Genomic DNA, 26217 nt, shown 5'->3' on the forward strand with positions numbered 1-26217 from the left:
GACGACGCCCATGAAACTGCTCCCCCATGCCCCTTTGAACGATCTCAACACCCTGGGTCTGGCGGCCCGCGCCGACTGGCTGGTCACGCTGGAGCAGCCCGACGAGTTCGCCGCCTTGCGCTGCGACCCGCGTTGGGCCGGGCTCCCCAGGCTGGTGCTGGGCGGGGGCAGCAATGTGCTGTTTACCTGCGACTTTGCCGGGCTGGTGCTGCTTAACCGTCTGCGCGGCATCACGGTGACCGATGAGGGGGAGAGCTGGCTGCTGCACGTGGCGGCCGGTGAGAACTGGCACCATCTGGTGTGCCACGCCCTGGAGCAAGGCATGCCGGGGCTGGAGAATCTGGCGCTGATCCCCGGCTGCGTGGGGGCCGCGCCGGTGCAGAACATCGGTGCCTACGGGGTCGAGCTGGCGCGTTTTTGTGCCTACGTGGATACCCTGCGCTGGGCCGATGGGGAGTCCGAGCGGATAGCCGCAGCCGACTGCCGCTTCGGCTATCGCGACAGCATCTTCAAGCATGAGTATCAGGAGAGTCACCTCATCACCGCAGTGGGGCTGCGCCTGCCCAAGGCGTGGCAACCGGTGCGTGGCTACGGGCCGCTGGCCGCCCTCGGTGAGCAGCCGACGCCCCAGGCCATCTTCGATACCGTGTGTGCCACCCGCATGGCCAAGCTGCCGGATCCGGCGCGGCTCGGCAACGCCGGCAGCTTCTTCAAAAACCCCGTGGTGCCGACGGCGCTGGCCGAGCGGCTACGAAGCGACTACCCCACCATGCCGAGCTACCCGGCTGGCGAAGGGCAGGTCAAGCTGGCCGCCGGCTGGCTCATCGAGCAGTGCGGGCTCAAGGGGTTTAGCATCGGCCAGGCGGCAGTGCATCAGGAGCAGGCGCTGGTGCTGGTGAACTGTGGCGGGGCAAGCGCCCACGAGCTGCTCACCCTGGCGGCCCATGTGCGCGATACGGTGGGGGCGCGCTTCGGGGTGCGGCTGGAGCATGAGGTGCGCTTCATGGGGGCCACCGGGGAAACCACGCTCGATGAGGTGATGGCATGACGTTGACACCGGTGCGCCAGGCGCTGCTTGAGATCCTGGCTGATGGTGAATTCCACTCCGGTGAGCAGCTCGGTGAGCGGCTCGGCATCAGCCGGGCGGCGGTGAGCAAGCATGTGGCCGCGCTCAAGACCCTGGGCCTCGACATCTACAGCCTGACCGGTCGCGGCCACCGCCTTGCCCTGCCGCTGGCGCTCTACGATCGGGAGTGGTTGCAGCAGCAGTTGCCGCTGGCGCCGGTTCACGTCTTCCCGGTGATCGACTCCACCAACCAGTATCTGCTGGAGCGGGTTGATAGGCTCGATTCGGGCACCCTCTGTCTGGCCGAGTGCCAGAGCGCTGGCCGTGGCCGCCGTGGCAAGTTGTGGGTCTCACCGTTCGGCTGTCAGCTCATTGTCAGCCTCTACTGGCGGCTGGAGTTGGGGATGGCCGCCGTGATGGGGCTCAGTCTGGCGATCGGGGTGGCGGTGGTCGACGCCCTGGAAGAGCTGGGTTATCACGGGGTGCAGCTCAAGTGGCCCAACGATCTCTACTATCAGGGGCGCAAGCTGGCCGGCATCCTGGTTGAGATGAGCGGGAGCGCCGGCAGTCTTTGTCACGTGGTGGTCGGTGTGGGGGTCAATCTGGCGATGCCGCAGGCCGAGGCCGACAAGATCGATCAGGCCTGGGCCGAGCTGCGCCAGGTGCGCAGCGAGCCGGTCGATCGCAACCTGCTGGCAGCCCGGGTCGCTGGGGGATTGCAGCGGGCGATGCTGCGTTTCGAGCAGGATGGGCTGGGGGCCTTCGTGGCGCGCTGGAACCAGCTCGACAGTTTCCAGGGGCGTCCAGTGCGGCTGCTGATGGGCGATCAGGAGATCCGTGGCATCGCCCGCGGGGTCGATGAACGGGGCGCCCTGCGCCTGGAAACGGAGGAGGGGATCCAGGTCTTCTTCGGTGGTGAGCTGTCGCTGCGCCCGGTATGAGCGCCACACGTAGCCGTTTATTCCATATTTTCAGCATCACCCTCGGCCCGCCATAGTGCGGGCCAGATTTTTCTAGACATTCATCATGTAATTGGCCAATTTAGACGCCTTTTTCGACAGACAGCGTCCCAAAGATAAAAAAGGAAGTGCAATGAACCCTGTGGTTATCGCGGTCAGCCTGATGCTGGTGCTCAGCCTGCTGCGAATCAATGTCGTGGTGTCACTGAGTATCGGTGCCATCGTCGGTGGCTTGGTGGGGGGGCTCTCCCTCTCCGATACGCTCTCCGCTTTTAGCGGTGGGCTGGGGGGCGGCGCCGAGATCGCCCTCTCCTATGCCATGCTGGGGGCGTTTGCCGTTGCCATCTCCCGCTCCGGCATCACCGATCTGCTGGCGCGCAAGGTGATCGACCAGCTCGGCAAGGAGGCCAGCCCTAACCGGATCATGTGGGTCAAGGCGCTGCTGCTGACCGCCGTGCTGCTGGTCTCTATCTCCTCGCAGAACCTGATCCCGGTGCACATCGCCTTCATCCCGATCCTGATCCCGCCGTTGTTGCACGTGATGGCCCAGATGCAGATCGACCGCCGCCTGGTGGCCTGTGTCATCACCTTCGGCCTGACCGCGACCTATATGCTGTTGCCGGTGGGCTTTGGTGGCATCTTCCTCAACAACATCCTGGCCAAGAACCTGATCGACAACGGCGTGCCGGTCGCGTCGGGCCAGTTGTCGCTGGCGATGGCAATCCCGGTGGCGGGCATGTTCCTCGGTCTGCTGGTGGCGGTCTTTATCACCTATCGCAAGCCGCGCCAGTATGACGTGGCTCAGATCCTAGCGGCCGAGCCGGAGAGCACCGAGCTCAACCTGAAGCACATCTGGGTGGCACTGCTGGCCATCGCGGTGGCGCTCGGCCTGCAATTGACCACCGACAGCATTGTGTTGGGGGCTCTGGCCGGTTTCGTGATTTTCACGCTGGGCGGCGTTATTCCGTTTCGCGAGAGTCAGGATGCCTTTACCCAGGGGGTGCGCATGATGTCGCTCATCGGCTTCATCATGATCTCCGCCGCCGGCTTTGCCGCCGTGATGAAGGCCACCCACGGGGTCGACACCCTGGTGCAGGCCGTCAGCGGAATGATGGAGGGGCACAAGGGGATCGCCGCCTTCATGATGCTGCTGGTGGGGCTGCTCATCACCATGGGGATTGGCTCCTCTTTCTCCACCGTGCCCATCATCGCCACCATCTATGTGCCGCTGTGCATCCACCTCGGCTTCTCGCCGCTGGCCACCATGTCTCTGGTCGGCGCCGCCGGCGCGCTGGGGGATGCGGGCTCACCGGCTTCCGACTCGACGCTGGGCCCGACCTCAGGCCTCAACGCCGACGGCCAGCATGATCACATCTGGGACAGCGTGGTGCCGACCTTCATCCACTACAACATTCCCTTGCTGGGCTTTGGTTGGGTGGCGGCCATGGTGCTGTAATCCAGGACGCGACTATCGCCTGTTTGGCAGGTGTCGAGCGCAAAAAAAGGTGGCCAATGGCCACCTTTTTTTATTCCTGATGCGAGTGCTTACTTGCGCAGCTTGACCTGCTCCACCGCGTGTTCCGGTCCCTTGGTCAGGATCAGGTTGGCGCGTTCGCGGGTCGGCAGTATGTTCTCAACCAGATTGCGGTAGTTGATGTCCTGCCAGATGTTGCTGGCGATGGCCACTGCCTCCTCTTCACGCAGCTGGGCGTAGTGGTGGAAGTAGGAGTCAGGATCGGCGAAGGCGCCGCTGCGGAACTTGAGGAAGCGCTCGATGTACCAGGTTCGCAGCAGATCGGTCTCGGCATCCACATAGATGGAGAAGTCGACGAAGTCGGAGACGAAGACCCGGTGCGGGTGCAGGGAGTCGATGCCGCTTTGCAGCACATTGAGCCCCTCCAAGATCAGGATATCCGGCTGCTCGACCACCTTCTTCTCATCCGGGACTATGTCATAGACGAGGTGGGAGTAGACGGGGGCCTCGACCCGCTCGTGACCTGCGCGGATATTGGCGACGAACTCGACCAGCTGTCGGATGTCGTATGACTCGGGGAAGCCCTTGCGATGCATCAGACCGCGCTCTTCCAGCACCTGGTTAGGGTAGAGGAAGCCATCGGTGGTGATGAGCTCAACCTTGGGATGCTCTGGCCAGCGTTCCAGCAGAGCTTGCAGGATCCGCGCCGTGGTGCTCTTGCCGCCAGCGACGCTGCCCGCGATGCTGATGACATAGGGGATGCGGCCACGGGTCTGGCCAAGAAACTGCTCCAGCACTCTGCTACGGCGCTGCTTGGCCTTGATATAGAGGTTGAGCAGGCGCGACAGGGGCAGATAGATGGTCTCGACTTCATGCAACGAAACCCGCTCATTGATGCCACGCAGTGTTTGCAGATCCTGCTCGGTCAGCGTCAAGGGTACGGCGTCGCGCAGGAGCGACCACTGCTCGCGGCTGAATTGCAGGTAGGGGTTGTGGTCTGTTGTCATGATGTCATCGATAGGTAATCGGGCAGGGCGACCTTACACCATGGGCGAGGGACGCCACAAGAAAAAGCGCGGCCAGTCAGCCTCCAAAATCGCGCAAGACAGCGGCTGGCGGGCGATTCAGGGCTACAGGTGTTGCATCCCCCCGAGGGTTACAATAAAATGCGCGACGCTTTAGATGTCGGCCGTCTTTTTTGTATGAAAAAGCGGCAGAGCAACGGGTGCAAGCACAAATGCCGTTGCGACGCTGAAGTGACCGGAGGGGTTCCCGAGTGGCCAAAGGGATCAGACTGTAAATCTGACGGCTCTGCCTTCGAAGGTTCGAATCCTTCTCCCTCCACCATTTCTCTGCGGTTTGAGTTATCTGGGTTAGAGAAGTGCGGGCATCGTATAATGGCTATTACCTCAGCCTTCCAAGCTGATGATGCGGGTTCGATTCCCGCTGCCCGCTCCAAGATGCTGATATAGCTCAGTCGGTAGAGCGCATCCTTGGTAAGGATGAGGTCGGCAGTTCGATTCTGCCTATCAGCACCACCTCTCTCTATCTCACCGATTTCATCCGCATGTAATAAACTGTTCTGTGGTTAGCTTGCCACCGCGTACTCAGCGTTAGTTTAGAGGGACGATCATGTCTAAAGAGAAATTTGAGCGTAATAAACCGCACGTTAACGTGGGTACCATCGGCCACGTTGACCACGGTAAGACCACCCTGACCGCCGCCATCACCAACGTGCTGGCCAAGCACTACGGTGGTAAGGCCTTCGCCTTCGACCAGATCGACAAGGCCCCGGAAGAGCGTGAGCGTGGTATCACCATCAACACCTCCCACGTAGAATACGACACCCCGACCCGTCACTACGCCCACGTAGATTGCCCGGGTCACGCCGACTACGTTAAGAACATGATCACCGGTGCTGCCCAGATGGACGGCGCGATCCTGGTAGTTGCAGCGACTGACGGCCCGATGCCGCAGACCCGTGAGCACATCCTGCTGGGTCGTCAGGTAGGTGTTCCGTACATCATCGTGTTCATGAACAAGTGCGACATGGTTGATGATGAAGAGCTGCTCGAGCTGGTAGAAATGGAAGTGCGTGAGCTGCTGAACGAGTACGACTTCCCGGGCGACGACCTGCCGGTAGTACGTGGTTCTGCTCTGAAGGCACTGGAAGGCGACGCCCAGTGGGAAGAGAAGATCATCGAGCTGGCAGGCCACCTGGATGCGTACATCCCGGAGCCGGAGCGTGCCATCGACATGCCGTTCCTGATGCCGATCGAAGACGTATTCTCCATCGCAGGCCGTGGTACCGTAGTAACCGGTCGTGTAGAGCGTGGTATCGTGAAGGTAGGTGAAGAAGTCGAGATCGTCGGCATCAAGGACACCACCAAGACCACCTGTACCGGTGTAGAAATGTTCCGTAAGCTGCTGGACGAAGGTCGTGCAGGCGAGAACATCGGTGCGCTGCTGCGTGGCGTGAAGCGTGAAGACGTAGAGCGTGGTCAGGTACTGGCCAAGCCGGGTACCATCACTCCGCACACCAAGTTCGAATCCGAAGTGTACGTACTGTCCAAGGACGAAGGTGGCCGTCACACCCCGTTCTTCAAGGGCTACCGTCCGCAGTTCTACTTCCGTACCACCGACGTGACTGGCACCATCGAACTGCCGGAAGGCGTAGAGATGGTGATGCCGGGCGACAACATCAAGATGGTTGTTACCCTGATCTGCCCGATCGCGATGGACGACGGTCTGCGCTTCGCAATCCGTGAAGGTGGCCGTACTGTTGGCGCCGGCGTTGTTGCCAAGGTTATCGAATAATCAAGGCTTACAATGAATAATGAAAGCCCCTATAATAGGGGCTTTCTTATGCAGGGGCGTAGTTCGAATTGGTAGAACAGCGGTCTCCAAAACCGATGGTTGGGGGTTCGAGTCCCTCCGCCCCTGCCATATACCTCGCCAAGTGCGGGGCTTTTGTGTCTTTGATAACGTCAGATACAGGTAGGTTGTATGAATGTGAATCCTGAGAGCCAGGGCGGAAGCAAGGATACCCTGCTTTGGGGCCTGGTTTTCATCATCCTGGCAGCCGTAGTTGCAGGGAACTGGGCCGTAGGTGAGTACTTCAAAGAGGTACACACTCTGGTCCGTGTTCTCGGCGTAGTTGTCGCCATCGCCGTCGCCGGCGTACTTGCATTGCAGACCACCAAGGGGAAGGCCACGCTGGCTTTTGCCCGTGAATCCCGCCTGGAAGTCCGCAAGGTCGTATGGCCGACTCGCCAGGAAGCCATTCAGACAACCCTGATCGTGCTGGCAGTGACTGCTGTGATGGGCTTGCTGCTGTTCGTTCTGGACGGAGCCTTGGTCTGGCTGGTCAACTTGATTACCGGTGTGTAAGGAAAAACCATGACTGAGCAACGTGAACAACGTATGAGATGGTATGTCGTGCAGGCATTCTCTGGCTATGAAGGCCGGGTTGCCAAGTCGCTGCGCGAGTATATCAAGATGCACGGCATGGAAGATAAATTCGGTGAGGTACTGGTTCCGACCGAAGAAGTGGTCGAGATGCGTGCCGGCCAAAAGCGCAAGAGTGAGCGCAAGTTTTTCCCAGGCTATGTTCTGGTGCAGATGACCATGGACGAAACCTCCTGGCACTTGGTGCGCAGTGTTCCGCGCGTCATGGGCTTCATCGGCGGCACTTCAGACCGTCCGGCCCCGATTTCCGATAAGGAAGCCGATGCCATCCTGAACCGTCTGCAAGATGCTCATGACAAGCCGAAGCCGAAGACCCTGTTTGAGCCGGGTGAAATGGTGCGTGTGGCCGATGGCCCGTTTGCCGATTTCAACGGTGTCGTCGAGGAAGTCGACTACGAGAAGAGCCGTCTGAAGGTTTCTGTGCTGATCTTCGGTCGTTCCACCCCGGTGGAGCTGGACTTCAGTCAGGTCGAGAAGGCCTGATTAAATCCTGCACATTATGTGTTGTCAGGGGCCGCGATTATCAATATAATTCGCTGCCCCTTTTTTAGTTGGGGAGCCGTTTGCAGGAGCATGTCTCCGAGGCGTTAGAACCCATATTTGAGGTAATTTTGTAATGGCTAAGAAAGTCACAGCTTATATCAAGCTGCAGGTTGCTGCTGGTGCAGCCAACCCGTCCCCCCCTGTTGGTCCGGCACTGGGTCAGCACGGTGTGAACATCATGGAATTCTGTAAGGCGTTCAACGCTCGTACAGAGAAGCTGGAAAAGGGTTCCCCGACTCCGGTCGTGATCACCGTTTACAGCGATCGCTCCTTCACCTTCGAAACCAAGACTCCGCCCGCAGCCTTCCTGCTGAAGAAAGCGGCTGGTATCAAGTCTGGTTCTGCCAAGCCGAACAAAGACAAGGTCGGTAAAGTGACCATTGCTCAGCTGGAAGAGATCGCCAAGACCAAAGAGCCGGACATGACTGGTGCCGATCTGGCTGCCAAGGTTCGTTGCATCGCCGGTTCCGCCCGTTCCATGGGCCTGGTAGTGGAGGAATAAGACGATGGCTAAACTGTCCAAGCGCATGCGCGTTATTCGCGAGAAGGTTGACGGTACCAAAGAGTACGGTATCAGCGAAGCCGTTGCTCTGCTGAAAGAACTGGCTACCGCCAAGTTCGTTGAAAGCGTAGACGTCGCCGTAAACCTCGGCATCGACGCTCGTAAGTCCGACCAAAACGTTCGTGGCGCCACTGTGCTGCCGCACGGCACCGGTCGTGACGTTCGCGTTGCTGTGTTCACCCAGGGTGCCAACGCCGAAGCCGCCAAGGCTGCCGGTGCTGATCTGGTGGGCATGGATGATCTGGCTGACCAGGTCAAGAAGGGTGAAATGAACTTCGACGTCGTCATCGCCTCTCCGGATGCCATGCGCGTTGTTGGTCAACTGGGTCAAATCCTGGGCCCGCGTGGTCTGATGCCGAACCCGAAGGTTGGTACTGTAACCCCGAACGTTGCTGAGGCCGTCAAGAACGCCAAGGCTGGTCAGGTTCGTTATCGTAACGACAAGAACGGTATCATCCACACTACCCTGGGTAAGGTTTCCTTCACTGAAGAACAGCTGAAAGAAAACCTGGAAGCGCTGCTGGTTGCCCTGAAAAAGGCCAAGCCGTCTTCCGCCAAGGGTCAGTACATCAAGAAGGTAAGCGTCTCCACCACCATGGGTGCTGGCGTCGCGGTTGACCAGGCCTCCCTGAGCACCCAAGCCTAATTGATCTGATTTACAAGGCGCAAAATTTGAACTACAATTTTGCGCCTTGAGTTTGGTTGGGGGCTTCGACCTCCGTCCAAGACCGCAGGTGGTTGAAAAACCTTAATTTCCCTGCGTAGACGGTGCCGGAAACCCAGCGAGATAGAATTCTGTCTCTTCTGGAATCCTGCCACCGATATCGTTCCCCGTAAGGGGTGTTTTATTTCTGGGTCACGGTGGCCCAGGTTCAATCCAGGAGTTAAGCCAATGGCATTGGGACTCGAAGACAAAAAGCAGATTGTTGCTGAAGTCAACGAAGCTGCCAAAGGCGCCCTGTCCGCAGTGGTTGCCGATTCTCGCGGCGTTACTGTAGACAAGATGACCGCCCTGCGTAAGAGCGCTCGTGAAGCCGGTGTGTATATGCGCGTTGTGCGTAACACCCTGCTGCGTCGCGCTGTTGAAGGTACCGAATTCGCGTGCCTCAACGACGCTTTCAGCGGTCCGACCCTGATCGCATTCTCCAACGAACACCCGGGCGCTGCTGCTCGTCTGTTCAAGGAGTTTGCCAAGGCGAACCAAAAGTTCGAGATCAAGGCTGGCGCTTTTAACGGTGAGTTTATCGCCGCTGCACAAATTGATCGTCTGGCCACGCTGCCGACTTACGAAGAAGCAATTGCAAAGCTGATGGCTACCATGAAGGAAGCCGCCGCTGGCAAGCTGGTTCGTACCATCGCTGCTGTCCGCGATCAGAAAGAAGCTGCTTGATTCTCGCCTCTATAGGCAGTTTAAGTTAATTCAACATCAGGAATTTTTGTCATGTCTATCACTAAAGACCAAATCATCGAAGCCGTTGCTTCCATGTCCGTAATGGACGTAGTTGAGCTGATCTCCGCCATGGAAGAGAAGTTCGGTGTTTCCGCCGCTGCTGCCGTTATGGCTGGCCCGGCTGCTGCCGCTGACGCTGCTGAAGAGAAGACCGAGTTCGACGTAGTACTGACCAACGCCGGTGCCAACAAGGTTGCCGTCATCAAGGCTGTACGCGCTGCTACCGGTCTGGGCCTGAAGGAAGCTAAGGATCTGGTTGAATCCGCTCCGGCTAACCTGAAGGAAGGCATCTCCAAGGACGAAGCTGAAGCTCTGAAGAAAGAGCTGGAAGCTGCCGGTGCCTCCGTTGAGATCAAATAATCTGCATTTATGTAGATTAGCCTGATTCATTTCGGGCTAGGGCTGGTGAATTTTTATTCACCGGCCCTTTTGCGCTGTAGACTGAGAGCATTTCACACCGTTTTCGTCTCTCAGAATCGCAGCCCTGGACGACCCTGTTGTCCGGTCTACAAAAACGGTGTTGAGACAGAGCTGCCCTATTGGGCAGAGTGGGTCACTTATCAGCGAGCTGAGGAACCCTATGGTTTACTCTTATACCGAAAAAAAACGCATTCGTAAGGACTTCGGTAAGCGAGACCAGGTACTGGACACGCCTTATCTGTTGTCCATTCAGCTGGACTCCTTCAAGCAGTTCATCGAGGCTGACCCGGAAGGTGCGTACGGCCTTGAGGCTGCCTTCCGTAGCGTTTTCCCGATCACCAGTTACTCCGGTAGTGCTGAGCTTCAATATGTCAGCTATCGCCTGGGTGAGCCGGTATTTGATGTAAAAGAATGCCAAATCCGTGGAGTGACCTACTCCGCGCCGCTGCGCGTAAAACTTCGCATGGTCCTCTATGACCGTGAAGCGGCAGCCGGCACCGTCAAAGACATCAAAGAACAAGAAGTGTACATGGGCGAAATTCCGCTCATGACCGACAACGGTACCTTTGTCATCAACGGTACCGAGCGTGTGATCGTCTCCCAGCTGCACCGCAGCCCGGGTGTCTTCTTCGATCACGACAAGGGCAAGACCCACTCCTCCGGTAAGGTGCTGTATAACGCTCGCGTTATTCCCTACCGTGGTTCCTGGCTGGATTTCGAGTTCGATGCCAAGGACAACCTGTTTGTCCGTATCGACCGTCGCCGTAAGCTGCCGGCTTCCATCATCCTGCGTGCGCTGGACTTCACCACCGAAGAGATCCTGGCCACCTTCTTCGACACCATCCGTTTCGAGATCAAGGATGGCAAGCTGATGATGGATCTGGTGCCGGAGCGCCTGCGTGGCGAGACCGCTACCTTCGATATCGTTGCCAATGGCAATGTGGTCGTTGAGAAGGGTCGTCGTATCACCGCCCGTCACATCCGCCAGCTGGAAAAAGACGCCATCACCCAGATCGAGGTACCGGTTGAGTATGTTGTGGGCAAGGTTTCCGCCAAGGATTACCTGAACCCGCAGACCAGCGAGCTGGTCGTGACCGCCAACCAGGAATTGAGCCTGGAGGCGATCGCCAACCTGTCCCAAGCCGGCTTCAAGCATTTCGAGGTCCTGTTCACCAACGAACTGGATCACGGTGCTTATATGTCCGAGACCCTGCGCATCGACTCCAGCACCAACCGTCTGGAAGCCCTGGTAGAAATCTACCGCATGATGCGTCCGGGCGAGCCGCCCACTCGTGAAGCCGCCGAGCAGCTGTTCGAGAACCTGTTCTTCGCTTCCGAGCGTTATGACCTGTCCACCGTGGGTCGCATGAAGTTCAACCGTCGTCTGGGTCGTGAAGACGAGACTGGCGTCGGTGTGCTGACCAAGGACGACATCGTCGAGGTCATGCAGCGCCTCATCGACATCCGTAACGGTAACGACGAAGTGGACGATATCGACCACCTCGGTAACCGTCGTATCCGTTCCGTCGGTGAAATGGCCGAAAACCAGTTCCGCGTCGGTCTGGTCCGTGTTGAGCGTGCCGTCAAGGAGCGCCTGTCTCTGGGCGACCTGGACGCGTTGATGCCGCAGGATCTGATCAACGCCAAGCCGATCTCTGCCGCGGTCAAGGAGTTCTTTGGTTCCAGCCAGCTGTCCCAGTTTATGGACCAGAACAACCCGCTGTCCGAAGTGACCCACAAGCGCCGTATCTCTGCGCTGGGCCCGGGCGGTCTGACCCGTGAGCGTGCCGGCTTTGAAGTTCGAGACGTACACCCGACCCACTACGGTCGTCTGTGCCCGATCGAGACGCCTGAAGGTCCGAACATCGGTCTGATCAACTCGCTGTCCGTCTACTCCCGTACCAACGAGTACGGCTTCCTCGAGACCCCGTACCGCAAGGTGAACGACGGTGTGATCACCGATGAGGTTGAATACCTCTCCGCTATCGAGGAAGGCAAGTATGTGATCGCACAGGCTAACGCTGCGACCACCGAAGACGGCCGCCTGAAGGACGAGCTGATCCCCTGCCGTCATAAGGGTGAATCCACCTTCATGAACGCCGATCAGATCCAGTACATGGATGTGAGCCCGCAACAGATCGTTTCCGTTGCAGCGGCCCTGATCCCGTTCCTTGAGCACGATGACGCGAACCGCGCACTGATGGGTTCGAACATGCAACGTCAGGCCGTGCCGACCCTGCGCTCCGACAAGCCGCTGGTTGGTACCGGTATGGAGCGTGCGGTGGCCGTTGACTCCGGTGTGACCGTCGTTGCCAAGCGTGGCGGTATGGTTGACCAGGTCGACTCCTCCCGCATCGTGATCAAGGTGAACGAAGATGAGCTGATGCCTGGCGAAGCCGGTATCGACATCTACAACCTGACCAAGTACACCCGTTCCAACCAGAACACCTGTATCAACCAGCGCCCCTGCGTGATGCTGGGTGAGCCGGTGATGGCGGGCGACGTGCTGGCTGACGGCCCGTCTACCGACCTGGGCGAACTGGCGCTGGGCCAAAACCTGCGCGTCGCGTTCATGCCGTGGAACGGTTACAACTTCGAAGACTCCATCCTGCTTAACGAGCGAATCGTTCAGGAAGACCGTCTGACCACCATCCACATCCAGGAACTGGCCTGTATCTCCCGTGATACCAAGCTGGGCCCGGAAGAGATCACCGCTGACATCCCGAACGTGGGTGAGGCCGCGCTGTCCAAGCTGGACGAGTCCGGTATCGTCTACGTCGGTGCCGAGGTGAAGGGTGGCGATATCCTGGTTGGTAAGGTGACCCCGAAGGGCGAAACCCAACTGACCCCGGAAGAGAAGCTGCTGCGCGCCATCTTTGGTGAGAAGGCCTCCGATGTGAAGGACTCCTCCCTGCGCGTGCCGAACGGCGTCTACGGTACCGTGGTCGACGTGCAAGTCTTTACCCGCGATGGCGTGGAGAAGGACAAGCGTGCCAAGGAAATCGAAGAGATGCAGCTCAAGCAGGCCAAGAAGGACCTGACCGAGGAGTTCAAGATCCTCGAGAACGGTATCTTCGGTCGTGCCCGCAACCTGCTGACCTCTGCCGGTTACAGCGAAGACAAGCTCTCCAAGCTGGATCGCACCAAGTGGTTCGAGCTGGCCATCGAAGACGAAGGCAAGCAGACCGAGCTGGAGCAGATCGCCGAACAGCACGTCGAGCTGAAGGCTGACTTCGACAAGAAGTTTGAGAACAAGCGTCGCAAGATCATCCAGGGCGATGACCTGGCGCCGGGCGTGCTGAAGATCGTTAAGGTCTATCTGGCCGTTAAGCGTCGCATCCAGCCGGGTGACAAGATGGCGGGCCGTCACGGTAACAAGGGTGTGGTCTCCAAGATCAACCCGGTCGAAGACATGCCGCATGACGAGTTCGGCCGTCCGGTCGACATCGTACTGAACCCACTGGGCGTACCTTCCCGTATGAACATCGGTCAGATCCTCGAAGTTCACCTGGGCCTGGCGGCCAAGGGGATCGGCGAGAAGATCGATCGCATGGTCAAGGAGCAGCGCGAACTGCACGAGATGCGCAACTTCCTGCAACAGGTCTATGACCTGGGCGAGAAGGACAGCCAGCAGGTCGACATCGCCGAGCTCTCCGACCATGAAGTTCGTATTCTGGTTGAGAACCTGCGTAAGGGTCTGCCGGTCGCCACTCCGGTGTTCGACGGTGCCAAGGAGCGTGAAATCAAGGCGCTGCTGAAGCTGGCCGATCTGCCGGAATCCGGTCAGATCACCCTGATCGACGGTCGCACCGGCAAGCCGTTCGAGCGCAAGGTTACCGTTGGCTACATGTACATGCTGAAGCTGAACCACTTGGTAGACGACAAGATGCACGCGCGTTCTACCGGTTCCTACAGCCTGGTTACCCAGCAGCCGCTGGGTGGTAAGGCGCAGTTCGGTGGTCAGCGTTTCGGTGAGATGGAAGTGTGGGCCCTGGAGGCTTACGGTGCGGCATATACCCTGCAGGAGATGCTGACCGTCAAGTCCGACGATGTGAACGGCCGTACCAAGATGTACAAGAACATCGTGGATGGCGACCACCGCATGGAGCCGGGCATGCCCGAGTCCTTCAACGTGTTGCTGAAGGAAATCCGCTCCCTGGGTATCAACATCGAGCTGGAAGAAGAGTAAGAGCAAGCTCTTATTGTTCACAAATTGACGTGGGCGCCCCGCAAGGGGCGCCGAGGTTAGACTCCTGACAGGGGAAACACGTGAAAGACTTACTCAAGTTTTTGAAGGCTCAGACCAAGACCGAAGAGTTTGATAGCATCAAGATCGGTCTGGCCTCTCCCGACATGATCCGTTCGTGGTCGTTCGGTGAGGTCAAGAAGCCTGAGACCATCAACTACCGCACCTTCAAACCGGAGCGTGATGGTCTGTTCTGTGCCCGTATCTTCGGACCGGTGAAGGACTACGAGTGTCTGTGCGGCAAGTACAAGCGCCTCAAGCACCGTGGCGTGATCTGCGAGAAGTGCGGCGTCGAAGTGACCCAGACCAAGGTGCGCCGCGAGCGCATGGGCCACATCGAGCTGGCCAGCCCGACCGCTCACATCTGGTTCCTGAAGTCGCTGCCGTCCCGTATCGGTCTGCTGCTGGACATGACCCTGCGTGACATCGAGCGCGTGCTCTACTTCGAATCCTATGTGGTGATCGAAGCGGGCATGACCGATCTCGAGCGCAGCCAGATGCTGACCGAAGAGCAGTACCTGGACAAGCTGGAAGAGTGGGGTGATGAGTTCGACGCCAAGATGGGTGCCGAAGCCATCCTCGAGCTGCTGCGCGGCATCGATCTGGAAGGCGAAGTGCGTACCATGCGCGAAGAGCTGGATCAGACCAACTCCGAGACCAAGCGCAAGAAGACCACCAAGCGTCTGAAGCTGATGGAAGCCTTCCTGCAATCCGGCAACAAGCCGGAGTGGATGATCATGACCGTGCTGCCGGTGCTGCCGCCGGATCTGCGCCCGCTGGTGCCGCTCGACGGTGGTCGTTTCGCGACCTCCGATCTGAACGATCTGTACCGCCGCGTGATCAACCGTAACAACCGTCTGAAGCGCCTGCTCGACCTGGCTGCCCCGGACATCATCGTGCGCAACGAAAAGCGTATGCTGCAGGAATCTGTAGATGCGCTGCTGGATAACGGTCGTCGTGGCCGCGCCATCACTGGCTCCAACAAGCGCCCGCTGAAGTCCCTGGCTGACATGATCAAGGGTAAGCAAGGTCGTTTCCGTCAGAACCTGCTCGGTAAGCGCGTCGACTACTCCGGTCGTTCCGTTATCACCGTAGGTCCGACCCTACGCCTGCATCAGTGCGGTCTGCCCAAGAAGATGGCCCTCGAGCTGTTCAAGCCCTTCATCTATGGCAAGCTGGAAACCCGTGGTCTGGCGACTACCATCAAGGCTGCCAAGAAGATGGTGGAGCGCGAGGAAGCGGTCGTTTGGGACATCCTGGACGAAGTGATCCGCGAGCACCCGGTCATGCTGAACCGTGCGCCGACCCTGCACCGTCTGGGTATCCAGGCGTTCGAACCGACCCTGGTCGAAGGCAAGGCCATCCAGCTGCACCCGCTGGTGTGTGCCGCGTTTAACGCGGACTTCGATGGTGACCAGATGGCGGTACACGTTCCGCTGACCCTGGAAGCCCAGCTCGAAGCGCGCGCCCTGATGATGTCCACCAACAACATCCTGTCGCCCGCCTCCGGTGAGCCGATCATCGTGCCGTCCCAGGACGTGGTCTTGGGTCTGTACTACATGACCCGTGCCCGCATCGCCGCCAAGGGCGAAGGCATGGTGCTGTCTAGCCCGAAGGAAGCCGAGAAGGTGTACCGCGCCGGTCTGGCCGACCTGCACGCTCGCGTCAAGGTTCGCATCACCGAGTACGTGAAGAACGAAGCCGGTGAGCTGGTTGCCAAGACCGAGATGAAGAACACCACGGTCGGTCGTGCCATCCTGAGCCTGATCCTGCCGAAGGGCATGGAGTACGCGCTGATCGATCCGCCGATGGTGCTGACCGAGGCCGCTAAGGCCGATCTGGCTGCCAACCCGCAGAACTGGATCAAGTACGTCTCCAACCAGGCCATGGGCAAGAAGCAGATCTCCCGTCTGCTGAACACCTGCTATCGCAAGCAGGGCCTGAAGGACACCGTCATCTTCGCTGACCAGCTGATGTACACCGGTTTCCACTATGCAGCCCTGTCCGGTGCCTCCGTAGGCATCGACGACATGCTGATCCCGGATGCCAAGAAGGACATCATCGCCGCCGCCGAAGCCGAAGTCGCCGAGATCCAGGATCAGTTCCTGTCCGGTCTGGTGACCGCGGGCGAACGCTACAACAAGGTTATCGACATCTGGGCCAGCGCCAACGAGCGTGTCTCCAAGGCCATGATGGAGAACCTGTCCAAGGAGCGCGCCGTCAACTCCCTGGGCGAAGAGGAAGAGCAAGCCTCTTTCAACAGCATCTTTATGATGGCTGACTCCGGTGCACGGGGTTCTGCTGCCCAGATCCGTCAGCTGGCCGGTATGCGTGGCCTGATGGCGAAGCCGGACGGCTCCATCATCGAAACCCCGATCGTGGCGAACTTCCGTGAAGGTCTGAACGTACTGCAGTACTTCATCTCCACTCACGGTGCTCGTAAGGGTCTGGCGGATACCGCGCTGAAGACCGCGAACTCCGGTTACCTGACCCGTCGTCTGGTTGACGTGGCGCAGGACATGGTGGTGACCGAGAGCGACTGTGGCACCGTTGAAGGTCTGTGGATGGCTCCGCTGATCGAAGGTGGTGACGTGGTCGAGCCGCTGCGTGAGCGCGTGCTGGGTCGTGTGGTGGCGGAAGACGTCATCAAGCCGGGTACCGAGGACGAGATCCTGGTGGCTCGCAACACCCTGCTCGACGAGCATCTGTGTGACCTGCTGGAGCGCAACTCCGTCGACCGTGTGAAGGTACGTTCTGCCATCACCTGTGAGACTGACTTCGGTATCTGCGCCCACTGCTACGGCCGAGATCTGGCCCGTGGCCACCTGGTGAACGGTGGTGAAGCGGTCGGTGTTATCGCCGCCCAGTCCATCGGTGAGCCGGGTACCCAGCTGACCATGCGTACGTTCCACATCGGTGGTGCTGCATCCCGTGCCGCGGCCGAGAGCAGCATCCAGGTGAAGAACACCGGTACCATCAAGCTGCAGAACGCCAAGTTCGTTCACAACAGCGACGACAAGCTGGTTATCACCTCCCGTTCTACCGAACTGACCATCATGGACGACATGGGCCGTACCAAGGAAAGCCACAAGCTGCCCTACGGTGCCGTGTTGGAAGTGAAGGACGGCCAGGCTGTGAACGCAGGCGAGACCGTTGCTAACTGGGACCCGCACACCCACCCGATCATCACCGAAGTGGCCGGTCGTATCCACTTCGAACACATGATCGATGGCGTGACCATCACTCGTCAGACCGACGAGCTGACCGGTCTCTCCTCCATCGTCGTGCTGGACGTCAACGAGCGTCCGAGCGCCGGTAAGGAGATGCGTCCGACCGTGAAGCTGCTCGATGCAGCCGGCAACGACGTGATGATCCCGGGTACCGATGTCGCCGCCCAGTACTTCCTGCCGGGCAAGGCGATCGTCAACCTGGAAGATGGTGCCAACGTGAACGTGGGTGACGCGGTTGCGCGTATCCCGCAGGAATCCGGCGGTACCAAGGACATCACCGGTGGTCTGCCGCGCGTTGCGGATCTGTTCGAAGCGCGTCAACCGAAAGAGCCGGCCATCCTGGCCGAGATCTCCGGTACCATCTCCTTCGGTAAGGAGACCAAGGGCAAGCGTCGTCTGGTGATCACTCCGACCGAGGGCGGCGACGCCTACGAGGAGATGATTCCGAAGTGGCGTAACCTGAACGTCTTCGAAGGTGAAAAGGTCACCAAGGGTGAAGTGCTGGCCGACGGTCCGGAATCTGCACACGATATCCTGCGTCTGCGTGGTATCAGCCCGGTCGCCAACTACATCGTTAACGAAGTGCAGGACGTTTACCGTCTGCAGGGCGTTAAGATCAACGACAAGCACATCGAAGTCATCGTACGTCAGATGCTGCGTAAGGGTGAGATCATGAACTCCGGTGATTCCGAGTTCATCGATGGCGAGCAGGTGGAAATTGCCCGCGTCAACATCGCCAACCGTCGACTGGTTGCCGAAGGTAAGACGCCGGCGACGTTCCGTCACGTGCTGATGGGGATCACCAAGGCTTCTCTGAGCACCGAATCCTTCATCTCCGCGGCCTCCTTCCAGGAGACTACCCGCGTACTGACCGAAGCCGCCGTTGGTGGCAAGCGCGATGAACTGCGCGGTCTGAAGGAGAACGTGATCGTGGGTCGTCTGATCCCGGCCGGTACCGGTTTTGCGTACCACCAGGGCCGCATCACCAAGCGCGCTGCCGCAGCGCGTGACGTGGGTGTGCCGCAGGTGACCGCCGACGAGGCGCAGCAGAACCTGGCGGATCTGCTGAACGCAGCCGGTAGCTTCGACGAAGAGTAAGCTGCTGCTGATAGAAAGGGCTCCTGCGGGAGCCCTTTTTTTATCCTGCCGACTGGCGTAGTGTGTCAGGTCGGCCCGGATCAGGATGATCTGACTCAAGCTTATGAAGCAAAAAATCAAAAAAAGTTGACAAGCCTTGGCCGGCTCTGAAAACTCGACAAAGTTATGTGGTTTTACAGGGGGGACCATGACGGTCGGTATAGAGGAAGCGCTGTTGCCTGAAGAGGCAGCAATTGGATGCGCATTTACCGCAGAAGACAGGGAATTGTTGCGCTCCTATGAAGGGGTGGTATTGGGCATGGCCGAGTTGTTCGGCAAACACTGCGAAGTGGTGCTCCATTCCCTGGAAAACCTGCACGAATCAGTCATCAAGATTGCCAACGGGTTCAACACCGGGCGCACCGAAGGGGCGCCGATCACCGATCTGGCACTGCGCATGCTTAAGGACATCGAAACGACCGGGCTGGATTATACCCAGAGCTACTTTACCCGCAGTCGTACCGGTGCCCTGATGAAGTCGACCACCATCGCTATCCGTAACAAGGAGCAGCGGGTCATCGGCCTTATTTGCATCAACTTACACATCAATGCGCCGTTTCACGAGTTTGTGGCCGAGTTTTTCCCGACCCCGCAACAGGTGGAACGGCATACACCCGAGACGTTTGCCAATAGTGTCGAAGAGCTGGTTGCTCAGACGGTGGACAACACCATCGACGAGATCAACCGGGACCCGACGGTGGCCAATAACGCCAAGAATCGTTTCATCGTGACTCAGTTGTTCGAGAAGGGGATCTTCGATATCAAGGATTCCATCAACTTGGTGGCGGACAAGCTGAATATTTCCAAACACACCGTCTATCTCTACATCCGGCAGCGCAAGCAGGGTGAAGAGGAGAGCGAATAATTGCCAAACAGGGGGATAACTTAATGGCAAAACAGATCATTGCAACCGACAAGGCGCCGGCCGCCATCGGCCCCTATGTTCAGGGTACCCGGCTGGGCGACCTGATCTTCACCTCAGGCCAGATCCCGCTCGACCCGGCGACCATGGAGATCGTCAACGGGGGGATCGAGGTGCAGGCTGAGCAGGTGATGAAGAATCTGCTGGCCGTGCTGGAAGAGGCGGGCTCGGGGGCCGACAAGGTGCTCAAGACCACCTGCTTCCTGAGTGATATGAATGACTTCGTCGCGTTCAACCAGGTCTATGCCAAGTACTTCGGTGAATCCGCTCCGGCCCGCTCTTGCGTCGAAGTCGCTCGGTTGCCGAAAGATGTGAAGGTGGAAGTCGAAGCCATCGCCCACGTCTGAGCAATACCCTGTGCATGAAAGCCCCTCTGGGGCTTTTTTGTTATCCTGCATCTCCCTAGAATGGGCGTTTGCAGCAAAGAGAGTGGATCCATGAGCCTGACATTTGCCATCCTGGTCACGGCCCCCCCTTATGGCATCGAACGAGCCCATAGCGCCTACCGCTTCGCTCGCCAGGTGCTGGAGCAGGGGCATCGCATCAGCCATCTGTTCTTCTATGGGGATGGTGTGGCCAATGCCAATTTTCTCCATGCCCCGGCTAGCGATGAAGTGGACTTGGTTCAGCGCTGGCGTGAGTTGGCCGAAGGAGAAGGGCTGTGCCTTGATGTCTGTGTCGCGGCCGCGATGCGGCGCGGGGTCATCGATGCGGGCGAGGCGCAGGCTCAAGGCAAGGCGCAGCATAACCTGTCTGCACCGTTTGTGATGAGTGGCTTGGGTCAGTTGGCTGAGGCGGCCCTCGAGGCCGATCGCTTCGTGCAATTTTGAGCTGGAGTCCTTCATGAACCCGATTGCCTTCATCACCCGCCATGCTCCGCACGGTAGCGCTTATGGTCGCGAAGCCCTCGACGCAGTATTGGCGACCTCTGCACTGACCGAGGATCTCGCCCTCTTCTTTATCGGTGACGGTGTGTATCAATTGCTGGCCGGTCAGCAACCTGAGGGGGTAGGGCAGCGCCACTATGCCCCCACGTTCCGCATGCTCGAACTCTATGACATCGAGCAAGTCTATGTGTGCGCCGACTCCCTGGCCGAGCGTGGCTTGACGCGGGATGATCTACTCATTCCGGTTACTCTGTTGTCCCGCAGTGAGCTGGTTGTCTGCTGGCAACGCTTCCCGACCCACATCACATTCTGAGGCTTCCATGCTGCATTTGGTCATGAGCTCTCCTTTCACCTCTTCGGCACTGGAACAGTACCTGGCTTATCGCTCTGCCGATGATGCGCTGGTGTTGCTGCAAGATGGGGTGATTGCGGCGAGTGCGCCACAACATGCCTCTCGCTTGCAGGGGGTGGCGCTGTATGTGCTGGAGGAGGATCTCAAGGCGCGTGGCCTTGAGGCGAAGGTCGGTACCCTGATCACGATGACCGGCTTGGTTGATCTGGTGGCCCGCCTCGGCTCGCCCCACAGCTGGCCCGAGTGATCCGAAAAGAGCGCTACCCGATCATTTGCCGGGCAAGAATTGTATAAATCTTGACTCACGTCCCATGTAGACCTAGAATTTCGCGTCCCCGTGTATGCGGGGAGGATTTTTCACATGTTTATGAAGTCATTATCAGGAGCCTTTTGATGGCAACTATCAACCAGCTGGTGCGCAAGCCGCGTGTCAAGAACGTGTACAAGAGCAACGTTCCGGCACTCGAAGCCTGCCCTCAGAAGCGTGGCGTGTGCACCCGTGTATACACCACCACCCCGAAGAAGCCGAACTCCGCTCTGCGTAAAGTTTGCCGTGTGCGTCTGACCAACGGTTTCGAAGTCACCTCCTATATCGGTGGTGAAGGTCACAACCTGCAAGAGCACAGCGTTGTGCTGATCCGTGGCGGTCGTGTTAAGGACCTGCCGGGTGTGCGTTATCACACCGTTCGCGGCGCCCTCGACTGCGCTGGCGTTAAGGATCGTAAGCAAGCTCGTTCCAAGTACGGTGTGAAGCGCCCGAAAGCTTAATGGTTCTCCGTTAAGTAAGGCCAAACGTTAATACGTTATCTAGTTAAAAACTTTCTAGTTTTGGGTAACCCCTGAAGTTCACGGAGAATTTGAAATGCCAAGACGTCGTGTTGTTGGTCAGCGTAAAATCCTGCCGGATCCCAAGTTCGGATCTGAGCTGCTGGCCAAGTTCGTCAACGTAGTAATGGTTGACGGTAAGAAATCTGTTTCCGAAGCCATCGTATACGGTGCCCTGGATATCATTGCCACTAAGACTGGCAAAGAGCACCTGGCCGTATTCGAAGAGGCTCTGGACAACATCCGTCCGGCCGTCGAAGTTAAGTCTCGTCGTGTCGGCGGTGCAACCTATCAGGTGCCGGTAGAAGTGCGTCCGGTACGTCGCAATGCCCTGGCAATGCGCTGGCTGGTTGAGGCCGCTCGTAAACGTGGTGAAAAATCTATGGCTCAGCGCCTGGCAGGTGAACTGCTGGATGCAGCCGAAAACAAAGGCGCCTCCGTCAAGAAGCGTGAAGACGTGCACCGCATGGCTGAAGCGAACAAGGCTTTCGCTCACTTCCGCTGGTAATCCGCCTGCGCAGGGCCTATGGGCTCTGCGCATCTTTTGCAGACCTAAGGACTATTCCTTAGTAAGAGGATGACAATGGCTCGTACAACCCCCATTGAGCGTTACCGTAACATCGGTATCTCCGCTCACATCGACGCAGGTAAGACCACTACCACCGAGCGTGTTCTGTTTTATACCGGTGTAAACCATAAGATCGGTGAGACCCATGAAGGGACTGCCACCATGGACTGGATGGCGCAGGAGCAGGAGCGTGGTATCACCATTACTTCCGCTGCGACCACCGCTTTCTGGTCCGGCATGGGCAAGCAGTTCCAGCCGCACCGCATCAACATCATCGATACCCCGGGTCACGTGGACTTTACCATCGAGGTAGAGCGTTCCATGCGTGTTCTGGACGGTGCCGTGATGGTTTACTGTGCCGTAGGTGGTGTTCAGCCCCAGTCTGAGACCGTATGGCGTCAGGCTAACAAGTACAAAGTTCCCCGTATCGCGTTCGTCAACAAGATGGACCGTACCGGTGCTAACTTCCTGCGCTGCGTTGAGCAGATCAAGACCCGTCTGAAGGGCGTTCCGGTTCCGCTGCAACTGAACATCGGTGCAGAAGAGAACTTTAAGGGCGTCATCGACCTGGTCAAGATGAAGGCCATCAACTGGAACGAAGCCGACCAAGGCGTGAGCTTCACCTATGAAGACGTTCCTGCTGAGCTGGAAGCCAAAGCACTTGAGCTGCGTCAGAACCTGATCGAAGCTGCTGCTGAAGCCTCCGAAGAGCTGATGGAGAAGTACCTGGGCGGTGAAGACCTGACCGAGGAAGAGATCAAGGGTGCTCTGCGCCAGCGCGTGCTGAACAACGAAATCATCCTGGTTACCTGTGGCTCCGCGTTCAAGAACAAGGGCGTACAGGCCATGCTGGATGCCGTGATCGACTATCTGCCGGCCCCGACCGACGTTCCGGCCATCGATGGCCTGAAGATGGACGGTGAGACCAAAGACGAGCGTCACGCTTCCGATGACGAGCCGTTCTCTGCTCTGGCGTTCAAGATTGCCACCGACCCGTTCGTGGGCAACCTGACCTTCTTCCGCGTCTACTCCGGTGTGGTTAACTCCGGTGACTCCGTGCTGAACTCCGTTAAGGACAAGCGCGAGCGTTTTGGCCGTATCGTACAGATGCACGCCAACAAGCGTGAAGAGATCAAGGAAGTACGCGCGGGTGACATCGCGGCTGCCATCGGTCTGAAGGACGTTACCACTGGTGACACCCTGTGTGACGAGAAGGCCCCGATCATCCTCGAGCGTATGGAATTCCCGGAGCCGGTAATCTCCATCGCGGTTGAGCCGAAAACCAAGGCTGACCAAGAGAAGATGGGCCTGGCACTGGGCCGTCTGGCTCAGGAAGACCCGTCCTTCCGTGTATGGACCGACGAAGAATCCGGTCAGACCATCATCGCCGGTATGGGCGAGCTGCACCTGGACATCATCGTTGACCGTATGCGTCGCGAGTTCAAGGTTGAAGCCAACGTAGGTAAGCCGCAGGTTGCCTATCGTGAAACCATCCGCAGCAAGGCGGTGGACATCACTGGTAAGCACGCCAAGCAATCTGGTGGTCGTGGTCAGTACGGTCACGTGGTTATCGACATGTACCCGCTGGAAGAAGGCAAGGGCTACGAGTTCGTTAACGACATCAAGGGTGGCGTGATTCCGGGTGAATTCATCCCGGGCGTCGACAAGGGTATCCAAGAGCAGCTGAAGACTGGTCCGCTGGCCGGCTATCCGGTAGTAGACCTGGGTGTTCGTCTGCACTTCGGTTCTTACCACGATGTGGACTCTTCCGAACTGGCGTTTAAGATCGCTGCTTCTATGGCGTTCAAGGACGGCTTCATGAAGGCCAGCCCTGTTCTGCTCGAGCCGGTGATGAAGGTCGAAGTTGAGACCCCGGAAGACTACATGGGTGACGTGATCGGTGACCTGAACCGTCGTCGTGGCATCATCGAAGGCATGGAAGATGGCCCGTCCGGCAAGATCGTACGCGCCATGGTTCCGTTGGCTGAGATGTTCGGCTACGCTACCGACCTGCGTTCCGCTACCCAGGGTCGTGCCTCCTACTCCATGGAGTTCGGCAAGTACTCTGAAGCTCCGAACAACATTGCCCAGGCAGTGATTGACGAGCGCAAATCCAAGTAATTTCAGAATCCCCGCCTGCGACGGCAGGCGGGTTTAACCTAGAAGGACTACGTCGTGTCTAAAGAAAAATTTGAGCGTTCCAAGCCTCACGTAAACGTGGGTACCATCGGCCACGTTGACCACGGTAAGACCACCCTGACCGCCGCCATCACCAACGTGCTGGCCAAGCACTACGGTGGTAAGGCCTTCGCCTTCGACCAGATCGACAAGGCCCCGGAAGAGCGTGAGCGTGGTATCACCATCAACACCTCCCACGTAGAATACGACACCCCGACCCGTCACTACGCTCACGTAGATTGCCCGGGTCACGCCGACTACGTTAAGAACATGATCACCGGTGCTGCCCAGATGGACGGCGCGATCCTGGTAGTTGCAGCGACTGACGGCCCGATGCCGCAGACCCGTGAGCACATCCTGCTGGGTCGTCAGGTAGGTGTTCCGTACATCATCGTGTTCATGAACAAGTGCGACATGGTTGATGATGAAGAGCTGCTCGAGCTGGTAGAAATGGAAGTGCGTGAGCTGCTGAACGAGTACGACTTCCCGGGCGACGACCTGCCGGTAGTACGTGGTTCTGCTCTGAAGGCACTGGAAGGCGACGCCCAGTGGGAAGAGAAGATCATCGAGCTGGCAGGCCACCTGGATGCATACATCCCGGAGCCGGAGCGTGCCATCGACATGCCGTTCCTGATGCCGATCGAAGACGTATTCTCCATCGCAGGCCGTGGTACCGTAGTAACCGGTCGTGTAGAGCGTGGTATCGTGAAGGTAGGTGAAGAAGTCGAGATCGTCGGCATCAAGGACACCACCAAGACCACCTGTACCGGTGTAGAAATGTTCCGTAAGCTGCTGGACGAAGGTCGTGCAGGCGAGAACATCGGCGCACTGCTGCGTGGCGTGAAGCGTGAAGACGTAGAGCGTGGTCAGGTACTGGCCAAGCCGGGCACCATCACCCCGCACACCAAGTTCGAATCCGAAGTGTACGTACTGTCCAAGGACGAAGGTGGCCGTCACACCCCGTTCTTCAAGGGCTACCGTCCGCAGTTCTACTTCCGTACCACCGACGTGACTGGCACCATCGAACTGCCGGAAGGCGTAGAGATGGTGATGCCGGGCGACAACATCAAGATGGTTGTTACCCTGATCTGCCCGATCGCGATGGACGACGGTCTGCGCTTCGCAATCCGTGAAGGTGGCCGTACTGTTGGCGCCGGCGTTGTTGCCAAGGTTATCGCTTAATCGATATCCCTGCGTTTCAATGTCTATGAAAGGGGGTGGCTTTGGCCGCCCCTTTTGTTTTTCCGATCACGGCACTGTGCCATAATCCGGACGCATTATTTTTCAGAGGTAGTCATCGTGGCCAAGTCCGCAATATTTCTCGATCGTGATGGTGTCATCAATGAAGACACCGGCTATGTGAGCCAGGTTGACGATTTTCATTTCCTGCCCGGTACCATCGAAGCGCTGCAACTCCTGAAGAAGAAGGGCTATCTGCTGGTTGTTGTGACCAATCAGTCCGGTATTGCCCGCGGCTACTTTAGTGAAGCTGATTTCATGAATCTGACCGAGTGGATGGATTGGTCTCTGGCCGATCGCGATGTGGATCTCGATGGCATCTACTTTTGTCCCCACCACCCAGAACATGGACCTGCCTGTGATTGCCGCAAACCAGAGCCGGGTATGCTGTTGGCTGCGACCAAGGAGCTGGACATTGACCTGCCTTCCTCCTACATGGTGGGAGACAAGACCGCCGATATCCAAGCCGGTATCAAGGCCGGTGTTGGGACAAACGTGCTGGTGCGAACCGGGAAGGCGCTCACTGACCAGGGGGAGACGCTAGCGAATGCGGTTTATGATGATCTACTGGCGTTTGCCAAGAGTGTTCCTACCTTATAAAGCGTTTTTGCTGGTTTATTGAACGAACAAATGCAAAGGGCATCTTTTTCTGCTTTTTCCCCTTGCCAGCCGCGTTGAGATCCCTATAATG

23 protein-coding genes and 4 tRNA genes are annotated in these 26217 nt (G+C 58.3%); 26 read left to right on the plus strand and 1 reads right to left on the minus strand.

All coding sequences use genetic code 11. The features are described from left to right. The first annotated feature begins 10 nt into the window (after nucleotides 1–10). The 3 genes from murB to FE240_RS18530 all read left to right on the plus strand — a co-directional run bounded on the left by murB (nucleotide 11) and on the right by FE240_RS18530 (nucleotide 3481). On the plus strand, nucleotides 11–1048 hold the full coding sequence (gene murB / locus FE240_RS18520) for a UDP-N-acetylmuramate dehydrogenase (protein ID WP_042048527.1): 1038 nt from the start codon (nucleotides 11–13) through the stop codon (nucleotides 1046–1048). Then, nucleotides 1045–2007 (plus strand): bifunctional biotin--[acetyl-CoA-carboxylase] ligase/biotin operon repressor BirA, encoded by a 963-nt coding sequence (gene birA / locus FE240_RS18525; protein ID WP_042048525.1) that lies wholly within the window; start codon nucleotides 1045–1047, stop codon nucleotides 2005–2007. Before murB ends, birA begins: the two co-directional genes overlap by 4 nt. A 151-nt stretch (nucleotides 2008–2158) precedes the next feature. Continuing rightward, a complete protein-coding gene (locus tag FE240_RS18530) occupies nucleotides 2159–3481 on the plus strand; it encodes a Na+/H+ antiporter family protein (protein ID WP_042048523.1) in 1323 nt (440 codons plus the stop codon). Between the two features lie 89 nt (nucleotides 3482–3570). Here the strand turns inward: FE240_RS18530 and coaA are convergent, their stop codons facing one another. Next, the gene (gene coaA / locus FE240_RS18535) at nucleotides 3571–4506 is read right to left on the minus strand and encodes a type I pantothenate kinase (protein ID WP_042048522.1); all 936 of its coding nucleotides are present in this window, start codon (nucleotides 4504–4506) and stop codon (nucleotides 3571–3573) included. A 255-nt stretch (nucleotides 4507–4761) separates the two neighbouring features. On the opposite strand from coaA, the gene FE240_RS18540 reads away from it, so the two are divergent. From FE240_RS18540 to gmhB, 23 genes are all read left to right on the plus strand, one after another. Beyond that, nucleotides 4762–4846 (plus strand) — tRNA-Tyr (locus FE240_RS18540). A 36-nt stretch (nucleotides 4847–4882) separates the two neighbouring features. Continuing rightward, a tRNA-Gly gene (locus tag FE240_RS18545) sits at nucleotides 4883–4957 on the plus strand. Between the two features lie 4 nt (nucleotides 4958–4961). Continuing rightward, a tRNA-Thr gene (locus FE240_RS18550) sits at nucleotides 4962–5037 on the plus strand. Between the two features lie 94 nt (nucleotides 5038–5131). Next, nucleotides 5132–6316, plus strand: coding sequence for an elongation factor Tu (gene tuf, locus FE240_RS18555; RefSeq protein WP_042048519.1), 1185 nt, complete (start codon nucleotides 5132–5134; stop codon nucleotides 6314–6316). 52 nt (nucleotides 6317–6368) lie between these two features. Further along, a tRNA-Trp gene (locus FE240_RS18560) sits at nucleotides 6369–6445 on the plus strand. Nucleotides 6446–6505: 60 nt separating this feature from the next. Further along, nucleotides 6506–6889: a preprotein translocase subunit SecE gene (gene secE / locus FE240_RS18565; protein WP_042048518.1), complete on the plus strand. Its 384-nt coding sequence runs from the start codon at nucleotides 6506–6508 to the stop codon at nucleotides 6887–6889. Nucleotides 6890–6898: 9 nt separating this feature from the next. Beyond that, complete coding sequence (gene nusG, locus FE240_RS18570) at nucleotides 6899–7450, plus strand: transcription termination/antitermination protein NusG (protein WP_042048515.1); 552 nt, start codon at nucleotides 6899–6901, stop codon at nucleotides 7448–7450. A gap of 133 nt (nucleotides 7451–7583) precedes the next feature. Continuing rightward, a complete protein-coding gene (gene rplK, locus FE240_RS18575; protein WP_042048514.1) occupies nucleotides 7584–8012 on the plus strand; it encodes a 50S ribosomal protein L11 in 429 nt (142 codons plus the stop codon). 4 nt (nucleotides 8013–8016) lie between these two features. Then, a complete protein-coding gene (gene rplA / locus FE240_RS18580) occupies nucleotides 8017–8718 on the plus strand; it encodes a 50S ribosomal protein L1 (RefSeq protein ID WP_042048513.1) in 702 nt (233 codons plus the stop codon). 246 nt (nucleotides 8719–8964) lie between these two features. Beyond that, entirely contained in the window at nucleotides 8965–9462 is a 498-nt protein-coding gene (gene rplJ, locus FE240_RS18585) for a 50S ribosomal protein L10 (protein ID WP_042048512.1), read from the plus strand. A gap of 51 nt (nucleotides 9463–9513) precedes the next feature. Beyond that, a complete protein-coding gene (gene rplL / locus FE240_RS18590; RefSeq protein ID WP_042048511.1) occupies nucleotides 9514–9882 on the plus strand; it encodes a 50S ribosomal protein L7/L12 in 369 nt (122 codons plus the stop codon). Between the two features lie 220 nt (nucleotides 9883–10102). After that, a complete protein-coding gene (gene rpoB / locus FE240_RS18595) occupies nucleotides 10103–14131 on the plus strand; it encodes a DNA-directed RNA polymerase subunit beta (protein WP_084214848.1) in 4029 nt (1342 codons plus the stop codon). An 80-nt stretch (nucleotides 14132–14211) separates the two neighbouring features. Next, nucleotides 14212–18516, plus strand: a complete 4305-nt coding sequence (rpoC, locus tag FE240_RS18600) for a DNA-directed RNA polymerase subunit beta' (protein ID WP_042048509.1) — start codon at nucleotides 14212–14214, stop codon at nucleotides 18514–18516. Nucleotides 18517–18703: 187 nt separating this feature from the next. Then, nucleotides 18704–19420, plus strand: a complete 717-nt coding sequence (locus FE240_RS18605) for a helix-turn-helix transcriptional regulator (RefSeq protein ID WP_042048508.1) — start codon at nucleotides 18704–18706, stop codon at nucleotides 19418–19420. A 23-nt stretch (nucleotides 19421–19443) separates the two neighbouring features. Further along, the gene (locus tag FE240_RS18610) at nucleotides 19444–19824 is read left to right on the plus strand and encodes a RidA family protein (protein ID WP_042048507.1); all 381 of its coding nucleotides are present in this window, start codon (nucleotides 19444–19446) and stop codon (nucleotides 19822–19824) included. Nucleotides 19825–19914: 90 nt separating this feature from the next. Beyond that, nucleotides 19915–20307, plus strand: coding sequence for a sulfurtransferase complex subunit TusD (gene tusD / locus FE240_RS18615; RefSeq protein ID WP_193002861.1), 393 nt, complete (start codon nucleotides 19915–19917; stop codon nucleotides 20305–20307). Nucleotides 20308–20320: 13 nt separating this feature from the next. Beyond that, on the plus strand, nucleotides 20321–20677 hold the full coding sequence (gene tusC / locus FE240_RS18620) for a sulfurtransferase complex subunit TusC (RefSeq protein ID WP_042048505.1): 357 nt from the start codon (nucleotides 20321–20323) through the stop codon (nucleotides 20675–20677). A gap of 7 nt (nucleotides 20678–20684) precedes the next feature. Beyond that, a complete protein-coding gene (tusB, locus tag FE240_RS18625; RefSeq protein WP_042048504.1) occupies nucleotides 20685–20963 on the plus strand; it encodes a sulfurtransferase complex subunit TusB in 279 nt (92 codons plus the stop codon). Nucleotides 20964–21109: 146 nt separating this feature from the next. Then, on the plus strand, nucleotides 21110–21484 hold the full coding sequence (gene rpsL, locus FE240_RS18630) for a 30S ribosomal protein S12 (protein ID WP_005360265.1): 375 nt from the start codon (nucleotides 21110–21112) through the stop codon (nucleotides 21482–21484). Nucleotides 21485–21578: 94 nt separating this feature from the next. Further along, on the plus strand, nucleotides 21579–22049 hold the full coding sequence (rpsG, locus tag FE240_RS18635) for a 30S ribosomal protein S7 (protein WP_042048503.1): 471 nt from the start codon (nucleotides 21579–21581) through the stop codon (nucleotides 22047–22049). 75 nt (nucleotides 22050–22124) lie between these two features. Next, a complete protein-coding gene (fusA, locus tag FE240_RS18640; RefSeq protein WP_042048502.1) occupies nucleotides 22125–24230 on the plus strand; it encodes an elongation factor G in 2106 nt (701 codons plus the stop codon). 54 nt (nucleotides 24231–24284) lie between these two features. Further along, entirely contained in the window at nucleotides 24285–25469 is a 1185-nt protein-coding gene (tuf, locus tag FE240_RS18645; protein WP_193002862.1) for an elongation factor Tu, read from the plus strand. Nucleotides 25470–25586: 117 nt separating this feature from the next. Continuing rightward, nucleotides 25587–26126, plus strand: coding sequence for a D-glycero-beta-D-manno-heptose 1,7-bisphosphate 7-phosphatase (gene gmhB, locus FE240_RS18650; protein ID WP_042048500.1), 540 nt, complete (start codon nucleotides 25587–25589; stop codon nucleotides 26124–26126). Nucleotides 26127–26217 lie beyond the last annotated feature (91 nt).

It is taken from the genome of Aeromonas simiae (assembly GCF_014892695.1).
GTDB lineage: Bacteria > Pseudomonadota > Gammaproteobacteria > Enterobacterales > Aeromonadaceae > Aeromonas > Aeromonas simiae.

Coding starts and splice junctions, on each gene's coding strand:
- tusC (WP_042048505.1), top strand. CDS start 20,321: ATGAACCCGATTGCCTTCATCACCCGCCATGCTCCGCACGGTAGCGCT.
- tusB (WP_042048504.1), top strand. CDS start 20,685: ATGCTGCATTTGGTCATGAGCTCTCCTTTCACCTCTTCGGCACTGGAA.
- tusD (WP_193002861.1), top strand. CDS start 19,915: ATGAGCCTGACATTTGCCATCCTGGTCACGGCCCCCCCTTATGGCATC.
- murB (WP_042048527.1), top strand. CDS start 11: ATGAAACTGCTCCCCCATGCCCCTTTGAACGATCTCAACACCCTGGGT.
- rpsL (WP_005360265.1), top strand. CDS start 21,110: ATGGCAACTATCAACCAGCTGGTGCGCAAGCCGCGTGTCAAGAACGTG.
- rpoB (WP_084214848.1), top strand. CDS start 10,103: ATGGTTTACTCTTATACCGAAAAAAAACGCATTCGTAAGGACTTCGGT.
- FE240_RS18605 (WP_042048508.1), top strand. CDS start 18,704: ATGACGGTCGGTATAGAGGAAGCGCTGTTGCCTGAAGAGGCAGCAATT.
- rplJ (WP_042048512.1), top strand. CDS start 8,965: ATGGCATTGGGACTCGAAGACAAAAAGCAGATTGTTGCTGAAGTCAAC.
- secE (WP_042048518.1), top strand. CDS start 6,506: ATGAATGTGAATCCTGAGAGCCAGGGCGGAAGCAAGGATACCCTGCTT.
- rplL (WP_042048511.1), top strand. CDS start 9,514: ATGTCTATCACTAAAGACCAAATCATCGAAGCCGTTGCTTCCATGTCC.
- nusG (WP_042048515.1), top strand. CDS start 6,899: ATGACTGAGCAACGTGAACAACGTATGAGATGGTATGTCGTGCAGGCA.
- rplA (WP_042048513.1), top strand. CDS start 8,017: ATGGCTAAACTGTCCAAGCGCATGCGCGTTATTCGCGAGAAGGTTGAC.
- rpsG (WP_042048503.1), top strand. CDS start 21,579: ATGCCAAGACGTCGTGTTGTTGGTCAGCGTAAAATCCTGCCGGATCCC.
- coaA (WP_042048522.1), bottom strand. CDS start 4,506: ATGACAACAGACCACAACCCCTACCTGCAATTCAGCCGCGAGCAGTGG.
- rplK (WP_042048514.1), top strand. CDS start 7,584: ATGGCTAAGAAAGTCACAGCTTATATCAAGCTGCAGGTTGCTGCTGGT.
- FE240_RS18530 (WP_042048523.1), top strand. CDS start 2,159: ATGAACCCTGTGGTTATCGCGGTCAGCCTGATGCTGGTGCTCAGCCTG.
- tuf (WP_042048519.1), top strand. CDS start 5,132: ATGTCTAAAGAGAAATTTGAGCGTAATAAACCGCACGTTAACGTGGGT.
- birA (WP_042048525.1), top strand. CDS start 1,045: ATGACGTTGACACCGGTGCGCCAGGCGCTGCTTGAGATCCTGGCTGAT.
- FE240_RS18610 (WP_042048507.1), top strand. CDS start 19,444: ATGGCAAAACAGATCATTGCAACCGACAAGGCGCCGGCCGCCATCGGC.
- fusA (WP_042048502.1), top strand. CDS start 22,125: ATGGCTCGTACAACCCCCATTGAGCGTTACCGTAACATCGGTATCTCC.